Genomic DNA, 15,936 nt, shown 5'->3' on the forward strand with positions numbered 1-15,936 from the left:
GTGGTCGACGCCGAGCCGCCGGACCTCGCCCGGGGAGGTGAGAGCGTTGTCTCACAAGGTGTTTCGAGTCAGTGGCTCGATCGCTTCCGACTCGGCGATGCGCAGGGCCAGCTCTTCGAGCAGGCGCCCGGCCTCGGACATGCAGACCTCCGGATCGGATTCGATGTCGGTGAGCGCGAAGGCGTCCTCGAATCCGAAGCGGCGCAACATGCTCCGGGCCACCAGGAGCCGGCCGGAGACCGCCAGCACGGGCACCTCGGCGCGCGCCGCCGCCCGGGCGACGCCGATGGGCGCTTTACCGTGCAGGGTCTGCTCGTCGAGGGAGCCCTCACCGGTGATGACCAGGCGGGCGCCGCTGAGCAGGGCGTCGAAATCGACGTGCTCGAGGATGATTTCGACACCGGGCCGCATGGTCGCGCCGAGGAACGCCATGGCTCCGAAGCCCACGCCACCGGCGGCGCCGGCGCCGGGCCGGTCGGCCAGATCGACGCCGAGATCGCGGCGGGCGACCTCGGCGAACCGGGCCAGGCCGCGTTCGAGCTCGGCGAGTTCGCCTGCGCCCGCGCCCTTTTGCGGACCGTAGGTCTGCGTGGCGCCGTTCGGACCGAGCAGCGGATTGTCGACATCGGAGGCGATGGTGACCGGAACCCGGATCAGCTCGCTCAGATCGATGGTCTCCAACCGCGCCAGGGCCGCGCCGCCGGGCGGCAGCGGCTGCCCGCCGGCATCGAGCAGCCGCGCCCCGAGGGCGGTGAGCAGGCCCGCGCCGCCATCGGTGCACGCGCTCCCGCCCAGTCCCAGCAGAATCCGGCGCGCCCCGCCCTGCACCGCGGTGCGAATGAGTTCGCCGGTGCCCGCGCTGGTGGCGGCCAGCGCGGAGGCGGGGGTCGGCCCGCCGGGCAGTCGCCGCAGCCCGGAGGCCTCGGCGAGTTCCACGACGGCCGTCTCGTCGCGCACCGCGTAGGAGGCGACGACCGGATTGCCGACCGGTCCGGTGACGGTGGTCTGCAACCGGGAGTACCCGGAGGCCACCAGTGCGTCCACGGTCCCGTCGCCCCCATCAGCGACGGGAACGGTGAGCACCGGCAGCTCCGGGCGCACCCGGCGGAGTCCGGCGGCGAGGTGCGCGGCGACCTGGGGGGCGGTGAGCGAGCCCTTGAACTTGTCCGGGGCGATGATCACATGCCCTTCCTGCCACCCCTTGCGAGCACCGCCGCGCACCCCGATCACCGTGCGCTCCCAGCCGATTCGTACTCCGCCGCCCCGGCCGCGGCCGGGGACAGCGCCGCAATGGCGGTGGGTGCGTGGACGACGGAATCCGCGAGCTCCTCGAACTCGTTGACGCTGTCGATCTCCAGGCCCATCGACACATTGGTGACGCGCTCCAGAATGACCTCGACCAGCACCGGCACCCGGTGCTCGTCGCGCAGCTTCTTGGCCTCCGCGAAGGCCGCGCCCAGCTTCCCGGGCTCGGTCACCCGAATCGCCTTGCAGCCCAGCCCTTCGGCGACCTTCAGGTGATCGACGCCGTAGACCCCGAGCTCGGGGCTGTTGATGTTCTCGAAGGACAGCTGCACATAGTAGTCCATGTCGAACTGCCGCTGCGCCTGACGGATCAGGCCCAGGTAGGAGTTGTTCACCACCACATGGATGTACGGAATGTTGAACTGCGCGCCGACGGCCAATTCCTCGATGAGGAACTGGAAGTCGTAGTCACCCGAGAGCGCGACCACGGTGCCGTCCGGATCCGCGGTGGCGACGCCCAGGGCGGCCGGCAGCGTCCAGCCCAGCGGGCCGGCCTGCCCGGCATTGATCCAGTGCCGCGGCTTGAACACGTGCAGCAGCTGCGCCGCCTGGATCTGCGACAGGCCGATGGTGGTGACATAGCGGGCGTCGTTGCCGAAGGCCGCGTTCATCTCCTGGTAGACCCGCTGCGGCTTGATCGGCACATTGTCGAAGTCCGTCTTGCGCAACAGGGTTCGCTTGCGCTCCTGGACCCGGGCGGCCCATTCGCCGCGATCGGGCAGCGGACGCTCCTCCACCAGATCGCGGACCACCTCGAGGAAGGCCGCCAGCGCCGCGCCCGCGTCGGAGACGATGCCGAAATCGGGGGCGAAGACCCGGCCGATCTGGGTCGGCTCGATGTCGACGTGCACGAAAGTGCGGCCCTTGGTGTAGGTCTCGATGCCGCCGGTGTGGCGGTTGGCCCACCGGTTGCCGATGCCGAGCACGAAGTCGGCCTCGAGCATGGTGGCATTGCCGTACCGGTGCGAGGTCTGCAGGCCGACCATGCCCGCGTGCAGCGGGTGGTCGTCGGGAATGGTGCCCCAGCCCATGAGGGTGGGAACCACCGGAATGCCGGTCAGCTCGGCGAATTCGACGAGCAGATCCGCGGCGTCGGCGTTCACGATGCCACCACCGGCCACGATCAACGGCCGCTCGGCCGCCATCAACATCGCGATCGCCTTCTCGGCCTGCGCGCGCGTGGCCGTCGGCCGGTGCACCTCGAGCGGCTCGTAGGTGTCGATATCGAATTCGATCTCGGCCAGCTGCACGTCGATCGGCAGGTCGATCAGCACCGGTCCCGGACGCCCGGAACGCATGAGCTGGAACGCCTTCTGGAAGGCGCCCGGCACCTGCGCGGGCTCCAGCACGGTGACCGCCCACTTGCTGACCGGCGCCGCGATCGAGGCGATATCGACCGCCTGGAAATCCTCCTTGTGCAGCTTGGCCACCGGCGCCTGCCCGGTGATGCACAGGATCGGAATGGAATCCGCACTGGCGGAATACAATCCGGTGATCATATCGGTGCCCGCCGGCCCGGAGGTGCCGATGCAGACGCCGATATTGCCGGCGGCGGCGCGGGTGTAGCCCTCCGCCATGTGCGAGGCCGCTTCCACGTGCCGGGCGAGCACGTGCTTGATGCCGCCGTGCGCGCGCATCGCGCTGTAGAAGGGGTTGATGGCGGCGCCGGGCAGCCCGAATGCCTGTGTCGCACCCTCTTTTTCGAGGATCAGCACCGCCGCGTCCACGGCTCTCATGCGTGCCATATCAGTTCTCCCGGTTCCCGTGTGCCAATGGACGCTCCGACCACCGAGGCGGTTCGGCCGGAGCGGAAGTGTGCACCCACCCCGCGGGCAGCCGGGTGCCGCACAGCATGTGCGACCTCTCCGGCGCCCGCAGGTCGGTGGCGGTGCTCACGCCTTGCCCTTGCCGGCCAGCGCCTCCGCCACCAGCAGCAGCGCGGAGTGATCCAGCGAGCCGTGGCCCTGAGCCCGGGCGGCGGCAATGAGCTGCGCGGTGAGCGCGCCCATGGGGATGGACACCTCGGCGTCGCGGGCGGCGGCGAGGATGATGCCCATGTCCTTGTGGTGCAGGTCGATCCGGAATCCCGGCGCGAAGCTGCGCTCCAGCATGGACTTGCGCTTGAGCTCCAGGATCTTGGAGCCGGCCAGGCCACCGGCCAGCACGTCCAGGCCCGCGGCGGCGTCCGCGCCCAGGTTCTCCATGAGCAGGATGGCCTCGGCCACCAGGGCGTAGGTGCCGCCCACCACGAGCTGGTTGGCGGCCTTCACCACCTGGCCGGCGCCGTTCGGGCCGACGAGGGCGAAGACCTTGCCCACGGCCTCGAAAACCGGCTTGGCGGCCTCGAAGTCGGCCTCGGAGCCGCCGACCATGATGGACAGGGCGGCGTTCACCGCGCCCGGCTCACCACCGGAGACCGGGGCGTCGAGGACCCGCAGGTTCTTCTTGGCGCCCTCGGTGGCGGTCCACCGCGCGGTCTTGGGGGTGATGGTGGAGAAGTCGATGTAGAGGGTGCCGGGCGCGGCGTGCGAGAGCACCTCGGCGAACACGGTCTCCACATGCTCGTCCTGCGGCAGCATGGTGATGACGATGTCCTTGTCGCGCACCGCTTCCGCCGCGCTGCCGGCGACCGCGCCGCCGGCGTCCTTGAGCTTCTCCAGGCCCGCGGGCGAGAGGTCGAAACCCGTGACGTCGTGACCGGCCTTGACCAGGTGACCCGCCATGGGGCCGCCCATGATGCCCAGGCCGACGAAACCGATCTTGCTCACTTGATCCACTCCCAATCCAGTTCAGGGTCTTTGTATTCCAGGCCGATGTAGCCGTCGTAGCCGGCGGCGTCGAGGGCGGCGAAGAGCTCGTCGAAATCGAGCACCCCGCTGCCGGGACGGCCGCGGTTCGGCGAGTCCGCGATCTGCACGTGGCCGAGGTAGCGGGCGTGGGTATCGATGACCTGAGTCAGGTTCTCGCCCATGCGCGCCAGGTGGTAGAGGTCGCAGAGGAACTTCACGTTCGGCGCGCCGACCTCGTCGATGATCCGCACCGCGTGGGCGGCGGAGACGATCGGATAGTCCTGCGACTCATAGGCATTGAGCGCCTCCAGCAGCACCGTCGCGCCGATGCGGTCGGCGGCGGCAGCGGCCAGGCGCAGGTTCTCCAGCGCCAGCTCGTCCTGCTTGGCCGGATCCTCACCGGCGATCCGGTTGCCGTACAGCGCGTTCAGGGCCTTGCAGCCGGTGCGCTCGGCAATGCCGACGGCCACCTCGATATTGTCGCGGAACCGCGTCTGCTCCCCCGGCACGGAGACGAGGCCGCGACCGGCCGGAATGAGGTCGATGAAGTTCAATCCGACCAGCTGCACCCCGGCGTCGGAGACGGCCGAGACGAATGCGTCGATATCACGATCGGCGGGCGTGGGATCCTCGCCGAAGGGCCACCAGAATTCGACCGCGTCGAATCCGGCCGCCTTGGCCGCGGCCGGGCGTTCCAGCAAAGGCAGATCGGTGAACAGAATCGAACAATTGACGTCGAATTTCCGGGGCGCGCCCCCGGCCGTGTATTTCACTGCTTTCCTTCGCGATAGGTGGTCCAGCTGCCGAATTCGGTGATGTCGAACAGCTGCGGATACGAGACGGGCGGGCGGCGCAGCACCATGGACAGCACCGAGCGGTGATCATCGAGTTCGATGACGCCCAGCTCCAGCTCCGGCGGTTCGGCCGGCAGCAGGCTGGTCCGCAGCACCTCCATGGGTACGTCGAACAGTTCGCCCTTGATGGGCGCGCCGCCGTCGGACACCGGGGCCAGACCCGGGAAACGGTCGCCGACCGAATAGAACCGGTAATTCGGCGTGGTGGTGACCTCGCCGGCGAAAGGCGCTCCCGCCAGCAGGTGATTCAGGGGGCCGCCGCGCATGGCGCCGCCGTTCAAAAAGATAAGGGGCATCGAAATATTCCTTCCTCCCCGTGCGTACGAATTATGCTGACTACGGTGTCGGCTCCGACACGACAGATCGGCTCAATCGTGTGATTCGATCCGGATCCGTTTTCGTAGGTTCCTCCAGCCGAGCCCGAAAACAGCGGCCCGGCGATAGCGATTCCGAATGATCAATCCCGAATGTCGTCGTCGATGCGCTCGCCCAGACCGTCCCGCTCGTCGGCCGCGGCCGCGAAGACCGAGGCGCCCGTGCGGTTGCCGATCTTGATCTCGTTGAAGAGCAGATTGAGCACGATGGCGACAATGGCGGTGGCGCTGATGCCGGAGTGCATGATGGTGCCCAGCCAGTCCGGGAAGGCGTCCCAGAACTTCGGCGCCGCAATCGGAATGAGCCCGGCCGCCAGGGCCACCGCGACAATGACCATGTTCAGGTTGTCGTGGAACTCCACCCGCGCCAGGGTCCGAATGCCGCTCGCCGCAACGGTTCCGAACAAGACCACGCCCGCGCCGCCGAGCACCGGATACGGAATCCCGGCCACCACCGCGCCCATGACCGGCAGCAGGCCCAGCAGGAGCAGCATGCCGCCGCCGGCGGCGACCACGAACCGGCTCTTGATGCCGGTCAGCGCCACCAGGCCGATGTTCTGCGCGAACGCGCTGCACGGGAAGGAGCCGACCAGCGGCGCCGCGGCCGAGGCCGCCATATCCGCGCGCAGGCCGTCCGCCACCCGGCGGGTGTCGATATCGGCGCCGATGACCTCGCCGATGGTGATGATGTCGGCGACCGTCTCGGTCATGATCACCACCATCACGATGGTCATGGACACGATCGCGCCGATCTCGAAGGTCGGCGACCCGAAGGGCAGGATCGACGGCAGCGCGAACACCTTGCTCTCGCCCACCGCGGAGAAGTCCGCCTTGCCCACGAGGGCGGCGACACCGGTGCCCAGCGCCAATCCGATGAGGATCGACAGGCGCGAGATCGCGCCTTGGAACACCCGGCTGATCACCAGGATCACCAAGAGCGTGAGTCCCGCGAGACCGACATTGCCCATCGACCCGTATCCGGGCGCGGCCGGATTGCTGCCCAGGGCCCAGTTGAAGGCCACCGGCATGAGCGACAAGCCGATCACCGTAATGATGCTGCCGGTGACCACCGCCGGGAACAGCCGCACCAGCTTGGCGAAGAACGACGACAGCACCAGGCCGATGAGCCCGGCCACGATGATCGCGCCGTAGACCGCGCGCAGCCCCTCGGAGTTGGCGATGGTCACCATGGTCGAGACGGTGGCGAACGAAATGCCCTGCACGATGGGCAATCTGCTGCCGACCCGGCCCAGACCCAGGGTCTGCAGCAGCGTCGCGGCACCGGAGACGAACAGTCCGGCCGTCACCAGCAAGGCCACGTCCGCGGCCGAGAGCCCGGCCGCGCTGCCCACCACCAGCGGCGGCGCGATGACCCCGCCGTAACTGGTCAGGATGTGCTGGGCCCCGAAGGCGAGGGTTCTGCCGAAGGAGTACCTCTCGTCCTCGGGCCCCGGATGTCGTTGCTTGCCTTGCAGTTTCACGCCGAACACGGAATTCTCCTCAGCAAAACCCGGGGACACCGAGCCAGGCATTGCCGGCGGGGGTCGCGTCGTCACGGTGCAGACTGGCCTCGATCAGGCCGTAGGGACGGTCGGCGGCGATGAACACCTCGCCCGGGTTCTCCACGTGGAACGGGCTCAGATCGACCAGGAAGTGGTGCTTGTTGGGCGCGGAGAACTTGATCTCGGCGACCTCGCGGTACTGCTCGAGCACCGCGCGGCCCATGCTGTAGAGGGTCTGCTGCAGCGCCAGCGAGTGCACCACCGCGAACTGCCGCAGCAGCGTCGCGCGAATGGCGGCATAGGACTTGTCCCAGTCCACATCGGTGCGGTCGTAGCGCCACCGGGCCACCAGCGAGGTCGCCATGATGCGGTCCTTGGTGGGCTGCAGGGTGGTGTACTTGTCCTCGAAGTAGCCGTGGAACTCCGAGCCGGTGGACTTGAACAGCACCAGGTCCTTGATGCCGGACACCACGTGGGTGCGGCGGTCGGAGCCGTAGCCGTCCATGTTCACCACCGTGGTGCGCACGCCGCCGCCGGCCTGCACGAACGAATGATCGTGGCCCTGACCGTCCACCGGGATCCGGTCCCAGGCGTACTCCTCGACCGCGACCCGCGCGCCGTCCGCACCGGGGCAGCGCGAGATGAAGTGGTCGGCCAGGGTCAGCGCGTAGTCCTCGATGGCGCCGACGCCCTTCTCCTTGGCGAAGGCGAAGGCGGTGTTCTTCTGGGTGTCGGTGGGCAGGATGTCCTTCTGATCACCGGTGATGTGCGCGTCCTCGAAGCGGCCGCGCAGCGCCGAGGAGACATTGAGATCGCGGATGGTGTGCCGATCGGTATCGCGGTATACCCGCACGACCCGGTTCTCGGCCTTGCCGTACTGATTGTGTCCTAGCTGGATGGCCATACTGTCTAACTCCCTCGGTAGGCGGAACAGCCGAATGGGCTGAGCAACAGCGGCACGTGGTGGTGCGCGTTGCCGGTGGGTGTGAAGCTGATGTCCACGGCGGACAGGAAATTGCGCTGTCCGGTGGCGGCGGCGTAGGCGGCGACCTCGAACACCAGGCGGTAGGTGCCGGGTTCGAGCTGCTCGGGGCCCAGATCGCGAATGCGGCCGTCGGCGTCGGTCACGGCTTCGGCGAGCACGACCGGCTGCGCGGCGTCCGCGGCGAGCCATTCCAGCCGCACCGGGACTCCGGCCGCGGGCTGCCCGAGCGCGGTGTCGAGCACGTGGGTGGTGACGGCACTCATGGATTGATCACCTTTCGCAGGCGCAGGATCGCGATCTTGCGCAGTTCCTCGGCGACGACCTTGGCCTCGGTGTCGGCGTCGTTGTCCAGGCGCGCCCGCACGGCGGCGAGGATCTCCGCCGACGACAACCCGGTGGCGCAGATCAAGAAGACGCGGCCGAATCGCTTCTCGTACAAGCGATTCGCCGAATGCAGCGCGGCGGCGGTTTCCACGTCGGCCGAAACGCCGGACTGCTCCTCCCGGGACCAGGCCGCACCGCGATCCGCGCCCGCGCGCTGCTCCCCGATGCGGGGGTGCGCCGACAGCGCGCGGTCCACGCCGGTGGGGGTGAGGGCGCCGGCGAGCCGGTCCGCGGTCGCGATCAGACTGCCGAAGTCCGCGAAGGGCCGGGCCGCGAGCAGGCCGTCGATCCATTCGGGTGCGTCGCAACAGTCGGCCAGGGTGGGCCGCAGCCGGTCGCTCGCCATCGCGTTGAACTCTTCGATAGTGACCAATGACCAGCACTTTCTCGTATTACGGAAGTCAACTTCCGAATAATGAAATAGTGGCACGGGTCACGTAGCTACGTCAACAGTTTGTTGAAATTTGTGTGAGAAGTACACACGGAAGGCGGCATCGCCGCAGGTGAACGGTAAAAATCGCTGTTACACAGCGGGATTCAGAACTCGACCCGCACCGTCGACGCGCCGCGCAGGGCGGCCACGTGTTCGGCCTCCGCGCACACCTGGTCGCGGAGATGGGCGCTCAGCGACCCGAAGGTCTCGACCGTCAGCGTCAGGGTGCGGCCGCTCTTGCGGGGCCGCCAGATCCCGGCGATCCGGCCGTCGGCCAGCACCGCGCCCGGATCGCCCACCGGCTTCCACACGGCGCGATGGTGCTTCTTGTCGACAATCGTTGCCCGGTCGCGCATCTGGGTGTACGGGTCACGCGGCGGCAGCAGCCGCACCCCGCGCGCCTCGGACGGCGATTGCAGAGCCTTCAGATCGTCGGCGAGGATCCACGCCCGGGTGCCGTCGACGTCGACCGGGGTGAGTTCGTCCGCGACCGCGTCCCACCACGGTTTCGCATCACCGGCTCGAACGCCGACCCAGGCGGCGAAATCCTTGCGGGTGGACGGGCCGTAGCAGTGCAGGTAGCGCCGCACCAGAGTGGCGCGAGCGCGGTCCGCATCGGCCCGCGGCAGGGGTCGGCCCAGCCATTCCGCCACCAGGACGAACGGCGCTTTGTTCCCGCTGCGTGGCGCGAAGCAGACGAGGCCGCGCAGCGTCAGGATCCGGAGGCAGAAGTGCACCACGCCCTCGCCCAGCGGCTGATTCGCGGCATAGGGGCCGGTCGCCTGCCAGCTCTTGCGTTGGGCGGGAGACAGTTTCGGCGCGATGCGCTCGGCCAGCTCCGCGCCGAGCTCGTCGATGGCCAGCTGCCGGCCCGACAGGACGGCCTCGATCTCGTCAGCGGTGCGATCAACCGCCTCGTCCAGCTCCATGCCGAGCTCTTGCAGCGCCTGATCGACGCCCCCGACCAGATGCAGCCGGGCCGCTTCGGTGGGAGGCAGGACGCCGGTGGTGAAGACCGAGGCGTCGGCGGTCGGGAAGTAGAACGGCGAACCGCGCATGCACCAGGTTTGCAGCAGGCTCTTGTCCTCGCCGACGAGCTGGTCGACGCGGTCCTGGGTCACGTCCCGCACGCGGGCGTGCAGCGCGAGCAGCGCCGAACCGGGCGGACTGTTCTGCATGCCGCACGCGCCCGCCACGTCGAGCAGATCCGCGGCGGGTCGTCGGCGGGTGAGATGGTGTGCGTGCAGCCGGAACGCTAGGACGTCGGCGGTTGTCACCCGGACACCCGCATCCTTGCGAGCTGCCACTTCTCACCTCCGATCACGGAGCGGTACGGGCTTCGCCGTCGCTCCGGTTTCGCTCAGGCGCGCGTGCGGTTGAGGTAGTTGTACACCGTGAAGCGGGTGACGCCGAGCGCTTCGGCGACGGTTTCGGCGGACTTGCGGTAGCTGAACGCCCCGCGTTCCTCCAGCAAACGCACCGCGCGCTGTTTCTCCGCGCGCGGCAATTCCGCGAGGGGCACGCCGAATTCGGTCGCGACCTCGCTGAGCAGGCGGGCGATGCCGCTCTCGGATTCGGCGTCGGTCCCGGGCAGGCGGACACACGCCAGGGTCGCGCCCTCCCAGACGAGCGGGACATCCTCGGGCGAACTCGTTTCCGACGGCACCAGCCGGGCGCCGATCTTGTCCAGCAGCGGGGCCACCGTCACCAGCACCGGATGGGTGGCGTCGACGGGCGGGCGCCCAGCGTTCGGCGTTCTCGGCTGCTCCGCCATCGGCGTTCTCGGCTGCTCAGCCATCGGCGTTCTCGGCTGCTCAGCCATCGGCGTTCTCGGCTGCTCAGCCATCGGCGTTCTCGGCCTCGTCCACGTCCCGCTCGACCTGCAGGGTCACCCGGGACGCCCCGTGCGCGAGGGCGATGGCCAGGACCTCCCCCAGCGCCGGCAGCAGCACCGAGTCCGGTCCGGAGACCGCGGTGCCGAGCGGGCCGAATTCACAGGTGAGACCGGCCTTTTCAATGGCCTGCAGCGGTTCCACGGCATGCGGCGGCGGATCACCCTCGCCGTGGAAGGGTTCGGTCGTGAATTCCGCGCGCAGCCGCATGGGCCATAGGCTACCGCGCTCGCCTTCCGCGACATGCCGGTAAACTTCCGCCATCCGGAAACTTCGACAAGGTGGGCCAGTGAGTGCAGCGAATGGGACCAACGGGCGATCCGGGGGCGTGCAATCCATCGAACGTGCCTTCGCATTGTTGGAGACCATGGCCGACGAGGGCGGCATGATGGGGGTGTCCCAGCTGGCGGCCGCCTCGGGCCTGCCGCTGCCCACCATTCACCGCCTGGTGCGCACGCTGGTCGAATTGGGGTATCTGCATCAGGAGCCGTCGCGGCAGTACGCGCTGGGGCCCAAGCTGATCCGCCTTGGGGAGAGTTCGGCGCGCATGCTGAGCTCGCGCGCGCTGCCGCATCTGACGCGTCTGGTGGACGAACTCGGCGAGTCGGCGAATATGGCCCGGCTCGACGGTGACGGCATCGTCTATGTGGCCCAGGCGCCCTCGCGGCACTCCATGCGCATGTTCACCGAAGTGGGCCGGCGCGTGCTGCCGCACTGCACCGCGGTGGGCAAGGCCATGCTGGCCGGCATGCCGCCGGAGCGGGTGCGGGAGTTGTTGCAGCGCACCGGAATGCCGCGCTACACCGATCACACCATCACCGATCCGGCCGAATTCGCCCGGCAACTGGAGATCGCCGCCGCCACCGGCTATGCCATGGACGACGGCGAACAAGAATTGGGGGTCCGGTGTGTCGCGGTCGCGCTGCCGGAAGCTCCTGCCCGGCTGGCGATTTCGATCTCCGGCCCGGCCGGCCGGATGACCGAGGATCTGGTGGAGCGGGCGGTGCCGCTGCTCACCGAGGTAGGGCGTGCCCTCGCCGCGGATCTGCGGTGACGACACGCCCTGCCTCCCCTCATCTACACCGGGAACGAGTCCCGGCCGACGGGACCGCCCACCGCGGACAGCGGCAGAACTGAGCCGCCACGGTGGACCGCCGCCTTCTCGGCGAAGATGGAGACGGGTGTCTCCGCGGGTGTACGACCGCCGAGAACGCGGCCGATCATGGGGCGCGAGCGCCGATCCTCGTGGGCCCGGCAGGTTTCCACGAAGATTTCCCGGGCGCCGTCCGCGCAGCGCACGGTCCGCACCGTGGTCGCCCCGGCGGCGAGCAGGGCCCGCGCCTCGGTGACCACGGCCCGGCCGAAACTGTCGCCGACGGTCCACCAGGAGCCCAGCGCCATGGCCGCGCCGTTCCGCAGGTCCCGGACCAGGGCCACGGGCTCGGTCGAGCGCAGAATCGACTCGAAGGTCACCCGATTGGCCGCGGTCACCGGTTGCACGAACACCTCGATCGTTCCGCCACAGGCGAGTCCGGCCGCGTGGGCGTCGGAATCGCTGTAGCCGAACGTTTCCCGGGTCGTCGCACCGGTGCGCAACGACTCGCGGCACAGCCGGTAGACCGCACCCTCCATGAATCCGCCCGTGAGCGAGCCGACGACTGCCCCGTCGACGTCCACCGCGAGGGCCGATCCCACCGGACGCGGTGCACTGCCACCGATTCCGATGATGGAGGCGATGGCGTAATCCCGTTCCGCCACATGCCGGTCCAGCAGCTGTGCCGCGATATCGCGCATGGTTACCCCAGCGCCACTTCGAGGCCGTTGATGCCGAAGTAGGCCAGGAACACCACGCTCACCACCGCGACCAGCCAATGGATCTCGCTGAACTTGCCGCGCGCCGCCTTGATCACCACATAGGCGATCAGGCCCGCGCCGACGCCGTTGGTGATGGAGTAGGTAAACGGCATGAGCACGATGGTCACGAAGGCCGGGACCGCGATCTCCAGATCGGTCCAGTCGATCTTGCGGGCCTGGGTCATCATGAGCGCGCCCACCAGCACCAGGGCCGGTGCGGCGGCCTGGATCGGGACCACCGCCGCCAGCGGGGTGAAGAACACGGCCAGCGCGAACAGGCCGCCGGTGACGACGCTGGTGAGTCCGGTACGGGCGCCCTCACCGACACCCGTCGCGGATTCCACGTACACCGTGCTGCCCGCGCCGCCGCTGGCCCCGCCGATGATCTGCGCGACGCCGTCGACGGTCAGGATCTTGCCCATCCCGGGGACGGTGCCCTTCTCATCGGTCAGCCCGGCCTCGTCACAGACGCCGAAAACCGTTCCCATGGCATCGAAGAAGCCGGTCAGCACCAGCGTGAACAGCACCACACCGGCCGTCATGGCGCCGGCCTGCGCGAAGCCGCCGAACAGGTCGATATTGAACATCAGCCCGAAATCCGGCGCGGCGAACAGGGAATCCGGCGCCTCCGGGACCACGGTGCCCCAGGACTTGGGGTCGATGGTGGCCACGGCATTGATGATGATGGCGATCACGGTGGCGACCGCGATGCTGATCAGGATGGCGCCCGGCGTCTTCCGCACGAACAGCGCCAGCATGAGCAGCAGGCCGATGGCGAAAACCACCACGGGCCAACCGGTCAGATGCCCGTCCACGCCGAGGGTGACCGGCGGGCCGCCGGCGGCGGCATTGCCCACCACGCCGGAGGAGACCAGGCCGATCATGGCGATGAACATGCCGATGCCGACGCCGATGGCGTTCTTCAGCGAGGTCGGAATGGCATTGATGATCAAGGTGCGCAGGCCGGTGGCGGCCATGATCACGATGATGACGCCCATGATGACCACCAGGCCCAGCGCCTGCGGCCAGGTCATGTGCGGCGCCGCCTGGAAGGCGACCACCGGGACCACGCCGAGGCCGGCGGCCAGGGCGAGGGGCACATTTCCGACCAGCCCCATGAGGATGGTAGAAAGTCCGGCGGAGAATGCGGTGGCGGTGGTCAGCTGGGCGATGCTGAGCTTGTCGCCATTGATATCCGTCACACCGCCGAGAATCAGCGGGACGAGCAGGATAACGTAGGCCATAGCCACGAATGTGGTGATTCCGCCGCGGATTTCACGAGACACCGTGCTGCCGCGTTGCGTAATTTTGAAGAACCGGTCCAGCGCCGAGCGTTCGGTGGCGGTGGTTTTCGGTGTCTGAATCTGGGTCATGGCTGCCCTCCTCGGGGCGTAGCCGACCTACGGCTGGGACAGGGCAGGGTAATGGCTCCCTGTCCCATGCCGCGGACTCGGTTTGCTGTTGTGGGGTCTTTACCGGCGGCGCCGGACTTGCCCCTGTTGATCAACTGCTCCGGATGATGGTCCGGTCGGTGCGGTCGATACGGCCGCTGACGGGCCTCCGCACCTGATGTCTGCTACCTGTATTTCCTCCGTTGCTGCCAGATGTATGTCCGGGTCTCCTCGACCACCTCGTCGCCGAGAATGTCGACGATGGTGTCGAGCACCATGCCGGTGGCCGAGACGACCCTGCCGCCAACAAGTTTCATTCCGCGATACGGGCCGTGCCTGCTCGCGGTCATGGCCAGCACGCGCCGGCGCACCGCCTCGCAGGCTCCGGTGACGGCGCCGCTCGTCATGAACGTCTGCCGCCCGTCCACGCTCGCGGCGAGGTCGCGCACGCCGCTGTCGGCGGGCCGCACGACCACCTGCTCGATGCCCAGCTCCGTGCGCGCGATCCGCGCGGCGACGGTGATCGGGCACCGGGCGGCCGAGACCTCGTGCACCGCAACGGGTTCACCGTCGACGACTGCCAACCGCACCTGGGCGGTGGCGAAGTCGTCGGGGCCCCCGGAGTAGGCGATGGCCACGAGCGCGTGCGGGAAGCGGGCGGGGCGGACGGCCTCGACGGTGGCGGTCATCGCGCGCCCTGCCGCATGATGCGCTCCCGGGCGGCGACGCCATTGCGGCCCACCTGGTCGTGGGCGACGGTCTTCAGCTCGTCGTTCTCCACCACGGTCCGCCCGCCGACCAGCAGGCGCGCCAGCGGCGGCTGCGGGCCGAACACCAGCGCGCACACCGGATCGGTGAGCGCGGCCCGGAAGCCGTCCACCCGCCAGATGGCGATATCGGCCAGCTTGCCCGGCTCCAGGGAGCCGATCTCGTTCTGACGGCCCAGGTTTCGCGCACCGCCGAGGGTGGCGACCTCGAGGGCCTGGCGGGCGGTCATGGCCGTCGGGCCGTGCACCGCGCGCTGGAACAGCAGGGCCTGGCGCATCTCCCCGGCCATCGAGGTGAGCTCGGCGGAGGCCGCGCCGTCCACGCCCAGGCCGACGGGGGCGCCGGCGGCGAGCAGGTCCTGGACGCGGGCGATGCCCGCGCCCAGGCGCGCATTCGAGGTCGGGCAGTGCGCCGACCCGGTGCCGGTGTCGGCGAAGCGGCGAATGTCCTTGTCGTGCAGGTGCACCGCGTGCGCGAACCACACGTCGTCGCCGAGCCAGCCCAGCCGCTCCATGTATTCGACCGGGGTGCAGCCCATCTGCGCGAGGCAGTGCTCTTCCTCGTCGAGGGTCTCGGCGAGGTGGGTGTGCAGGCGCACGCCGTATTGCCTTGCCAGCGCCGCGGAATCGACCATCAGGCCCTCGCTCACCGAGAACGGCGAGCAGGGCGCGACGGCCACGCGCAGCATGGAATCGAAGGACGGGTCGTGATACTTGCGGATGGTCTCCTCGGTGTCGAGGAGGATCGCCTCGCGCTGTTCGACCACCTCGTCCGGCGGCAGGCCGCCCTGGGACTGGCCGCGGTCCATGGAGCCCCGGCACGGGTGGAAACGCAGCCCGATCTCGCGGGCCGCGCGCACCTCGGCCTCGAACAGATCGCCACGCCCGCTGGGGAAGATGTAGTGGTGATCGGTGGAGGTGGTGGTGCCGGTCAGCGCCAGCCAGCCCAGACCGGCCGAGGCGGCGCCGTACACGATCTCGGCGTCCATGGTGGCCCACAGGCGGTACAGCCCGGTCAGCCATTCGAACAGCGTGGCGTCCTGGAACAGGCCCTGGGTGGCCCATTGGTAGAGATGGTGGTGGGTGTTCACCAGGCCCGGGGTCACCAGGCAGCCGGTGCCGGAGAGGCGGTCGGCTCCCACCACCGCCGGCGCCGGTCCGGCGCCGAGGTCGGTGATGCGGCCGTCCTCGACCACGAGGTAGCCGTGCTCGATCTCGGCGCCCACTACCGGTGCGATGTAGGCGTTCTCGATGACGAGCTTGGTGTTGTCGGTCGTCATGGGGCGGCCGCCTTTCCTTGGATCAGGTCGCGCTTGCGCGACGGCCGCCACCAGACGGGAACGAACAGGGCGACCATCGAGAGATACAGTGCGATGAACGCGATGAACATGGTCACCCTGTCCACG

Annotated in this window: 18 protein-coding genes; 1 reads left to right on the top strand and 17 read right to left on the bottom strand. The window is 69.0% G+C overall.

The genetic code is table 11. The features are described from left to right. Positions 1 to 51: 51 nt before the first annotated feature. From ACFVIV_RS05185 to ACFVIV_RS05240, 12 genes are all read right to left on the bottom strand, one after another. Positions 52 to 1,230 (bottom strand): glycerate kinase, encoded by a 1,179-nt coding sequence (locus tag ACFVIV_RS05185; RefSeq protein WP_379193502.1) that lies wholly within the window; start codon positions 1,228 to 1,230, stop codon positions 52 to 54. Beyond that, the gene (gcl, locus tag ACFVIV_RS05190) at positions 1,227 to 3,050 is read right to left on the bottom strand and encodes a glyoxylate carboligase (RefSeq protein WP_379193503.1); all 1,824 of its coding nucleotides are present in this window, start codon (positions 3,048 to 3,050) and stop codon (positions 1,227 to 1,229) included. Before gcl ends, ACFVIV_RS05185 begins: the two co-directional genes overlap by 4 nt. A gap of 147 nt (positions 3,051 to 3,197) precedes the next feature. After that, positions 3,198 to 4,073: an NAD(P)-dependent oxidoreductase gene (locus tag ACFVIV_RS05195; protein WP_379193504.1), complete on the bottom strand. Its 876-nt coding sequence runs from the start codon at positions 4,071 to 4,073 to the stop codon at positions 3,198 to 3,200. Continuing rightward, the gene (locus ACFVIV_RS05200) at positions 4,070 to 4,867 is read right to left on the bottom strand and encodes a hydroxypyruvate isomerase family protein (protein WP_379193505.1); all 798 of its coding nucleotides are present in this window, start codon (positions 4,865 to 4,867) and stop codon (positions 4,070 to 4,072) included. The genes ACFVIV_RS05195 and ACFVIV_RS05200 overlap by 4 nt, the downstream gene beginning before the upstream one ends. Next, entirely contained in the window at positions 4,864 to 5,244 is a 381-nt protein-coding gene (locus tag ACFVIV_RS05205) for a gamma-glutamylcyclotransferase (RefSeq protein ID WP_379193506.1), read from the bottom strand. Before ACFVIV_RS05205 ends, ACFVIV_RS05200 begins: the two co-directional genes overlap by 4 nt. A 161-nt stretch (positions 5,245 to 5,405) precedes the next feature. Further along, a complete protein-coding gene (locus ACFVIV_RS05210; RefSeq protein WP_379193507.1) occupies positions 5,406 to 6,812 on the bottom strand; it encodes a nucleobase:cation symporter-2 family protein in 1,407 nt (468 codons plus the stop codon). A gap of 10 nt (positions 6,813 to 6,822) precedes the next feature. Continuing rightward, a complete protein-coding gene (pucL, locus tag ACFVIV_RS05215) occupies positions 6,823 to 7,728 on the bottom strand; it encodes a factor-independent urate hydroxylase (protein WP_379193508.1) in 906 nt (301 codons plus the stop codon). Between the two features lie 5 nt (positions 7,729 to 7,733). After that, positions 7,734 to 8,072, bottom strand: a complete 339-nt coding sequence (gene uraH, locus ACFVIV_RS05220) for a hydroxyisourate hydrolase (protein WP_379193509.1) — start codon at positions 8,070 to 8,072, stop codon at positions 7,734 to 7,736. Beyond that, complete coding sequence (uraD, locus tag ACFVIV_RS05225) at positions 8,069 to 8,623, bottom strand: 2-oxo-4-hydroxy-4-carboxy-5-ureidoimidazoline decarboxylase (RefSeq protein WP_379193510.1); 555 nt, start codon at positions 8,621 to 8,623, stop codon at positions 8,069 to 8,071. The genes uraH and uraD overlap by 4 nt, the downstream gene beginning before the upstream one ends. A gap of 107 nt (positions 8,624 to 8,730) precedes the next feature. After that, complete coding sequence (locus tag ACFVIV_RS05230; RefSeq protein ID WP_379193511.1) at positions 8,731 to 9,933, bottom strand: winged helix DNA-binding domain-containing protein; 1,203 nt, start codon at positions 9,931 to 9,933, stop codon at positions 8,731 to 8,733. A 53-nt stretch (positions 9,934 to 9,986) separates the two neighbouring features. After that, the gene (locus ACFVIV_RS05235; RefSeq protein WP_379193512.1) at positions 9,987 to 10,424 is read right to left on the bottom strand and encodes a helix-turn-helix domain-containing protein; all 438 of its coding nucleotides are present in this window, start codon (positions 10,422 to 10,424) and stop codon (positions 9,987 to 9,989) included. A 40-nt stretch (positions 10,425 to 10,464) separates the two neighbouring features. Further along, positions 10,465 to 10,728: a hypothetical protein gene (locus ACFVIV_RS05240; protein WP_379193513.1), complete on the bottom strand. Its 264-nt coding sequence runs from the start codon at positions 10,726 to 10,728 to the stop codon at positions 10,465 to 10,467. A gap of 79 nt (positions 10,729 to 10,807) precedes the next feature. Here ACFVIV_RS05240 and ACFVIV_RS05245 point away from each other — a divergent pair, with 79 nt between their 5' ends. Then, positions 10,808 to 11,572 carry an IclR family transcriptional regulator gene (locus ACFVIV_RS05245; RefSeq protein WP_379193514.1) on the top strand — a complete coding sequence of 255 codons (765 nt, stop codon included), beginning with the start codon at positions 10,808 to 10,810 and terminating at the stop codon, positions 11,570 to 11,572. Between the two features lie 23 nt (positions 11,573 to 11,595). Here ACFVIV_RS05245 and ACFVIV_RS05250 read toward each other — a convergent pair whose 3' ends face one another. The 5 genes from ACFVIV_RS05250 to ACFVIV_RS05270 all read right to left on the bottom strand — a co-directional run bounded on the left by ACFVIV_RS05250 (position 11,596) and on the right by ACFVIV_RS05270 (position 15,935). Then, on the bottom strand, positions 11,596 to 12,312 hold the full coding sequence (locus ACFVIV_RS05250) for an XdhC family protein (protein WP_379193515.1): 717 nt from the start codon (positions 12,310 to 12,312) through the stop codon (positions 11,596 to 11,598). 2 nt (positions 12,313 to 12,314) lie between these two features. Further along, positions 12,315 to 13,745: an NCS2 family permease gene (locus ACFVIV_RS05255; RefSeq protein WP_379193516.1), complete on the bottom strand. Its 1,431-nt coding sequence runs from the start codon at positions 13,743 to 13,745 to the stop codon at positions 12,315 to 12,317. Between the two features lie 203 nt (positions 13,746 to 13,948). Next, positions 13,949 to 14,452 carry a hypothetical protein gene (locus tag ACFVIV_RS05260; RefSeq protein WP_379193517.1) on the bottom strand — a complete coding sequence of 168 codons (504 nt, stop codon included), beginning with the start codon at positions 14,450 to 14,452 and terminating at the stop codon, positions 13,949 to 13,951. After that, positions 14,449 to 15,810 carry an 8-oxoguanine deaminase gene (locus ACFVIV_RS05265; protein WP_379193518.1) on the bottom strand — a complete coding sequence of 454 codons (1,362 nt, stop codon included), beginning with the start codon at positions 15,808 to 15,810 and terminating at the stop codon, positions 14,449 to 14,451. Before ACFVIV_RS05265 ends, ACFVIV_RS05260 begins: the two co-directional genes overlap by 4 nt. Continuing rightward, a complete protein-coding gene (locus ACFVIV_RS05270) occupies positions 15,807 to 15,935 on the bottom strand; it encodes a hypothetical protein (protein WP_379193519.1) in 129 nt (42 codons plus the stop codon). The genes ACFVIV_RS05265 and ACFVIV_RS05270 overlap by 4 nt, the downstream gene beginning before the upstream one ends. Position 15,936 lies beyond the last annotated feature (1 nt).

Origin of the sequence: Nocardia sp. NPDC127526 (assembly GCF_042672265.1) — a bacterium.
GTDB lineage: Bacteria > Actinomycetota > Actinomycetes > Mycobacteriales > Mycobacteriaceae > Nocardia.

Excerpts from the sequence above, each read along its gene's own strand:
- gcl (WP_379193503.1), bottom strand. The coding sequence starts at position 3,050 with ATGGCACGCATGAGAGCCGTGGACGCGGCGGTGCTGATCCTCGAAAAA.
- ACFVIV_RS05205 (WP_379193506.1), bottom strand. The coding sequence starts at position 5,244 with ATGCCCCTTATCTTTTTGAACGGCGGCGCCATGCGCGGCGGCCCCCTG.
- pucL (WP_379193508.1), bottom strand. The coding sequence starts at position 7,728 with ATGGCCATCCAGCTAGGACACAATCAGTACGGCAAGGCCGAGAACCGG.
- uraH (WP_379193509.1), bottom strand. The coding sequence starts at position 8,072 with ATGAGTGCCGTCACCACCCACGTGCTCGACACCGCGCTCGGGCAGCCC.
- ACFVIV_RS05235 (WP_379193512.1), bottom strand. The coding sequence starts at position 10,424 with ATGGCTGAGCAGCCGAGAACGCCGATGGCGGAGCAGCCGAGAACGCCG.
- ACFVIV_RS05240 (WP_379193513.1), bottom strand. The coding sequence starts at position 10,728 with ATGCGGCTGCGCGCGGAATTCACGACCGAACCCTTCCACGGCGAGGGT.
- ACFVIV_RS05250 (WP_379193515.1), bottom strand. The coding sequence starts at position 12,312 with ATGCGCGATATCGCGGCACAGCTGCTGGACCGGCATGTGGCGGAACGG.
- ACFVIV_RS05255 (WP_379193516.1), bottom strand. The coding sequence starts at position 13,745 with ATGACCCAGATTCAGACACCGAAAACCACCGCCACCGAACGCTCGGCG.
- ACFVIV_RS05260 (WP_379193517.1), bottom strand. The coding sequence starts at position 14,452 with ATGACCGCCACCGTCGAGGCCGTCCGCCCCGCCCGCTTCCCGCACGCG.
- ACFVIV_RS05265 (WP_379193518.1), bottom strand. The coding sequence starts at position 15,810 with ATGACGACCGACAACACCAAGCTCGTCATCGAGAACGCCTACATCGCA.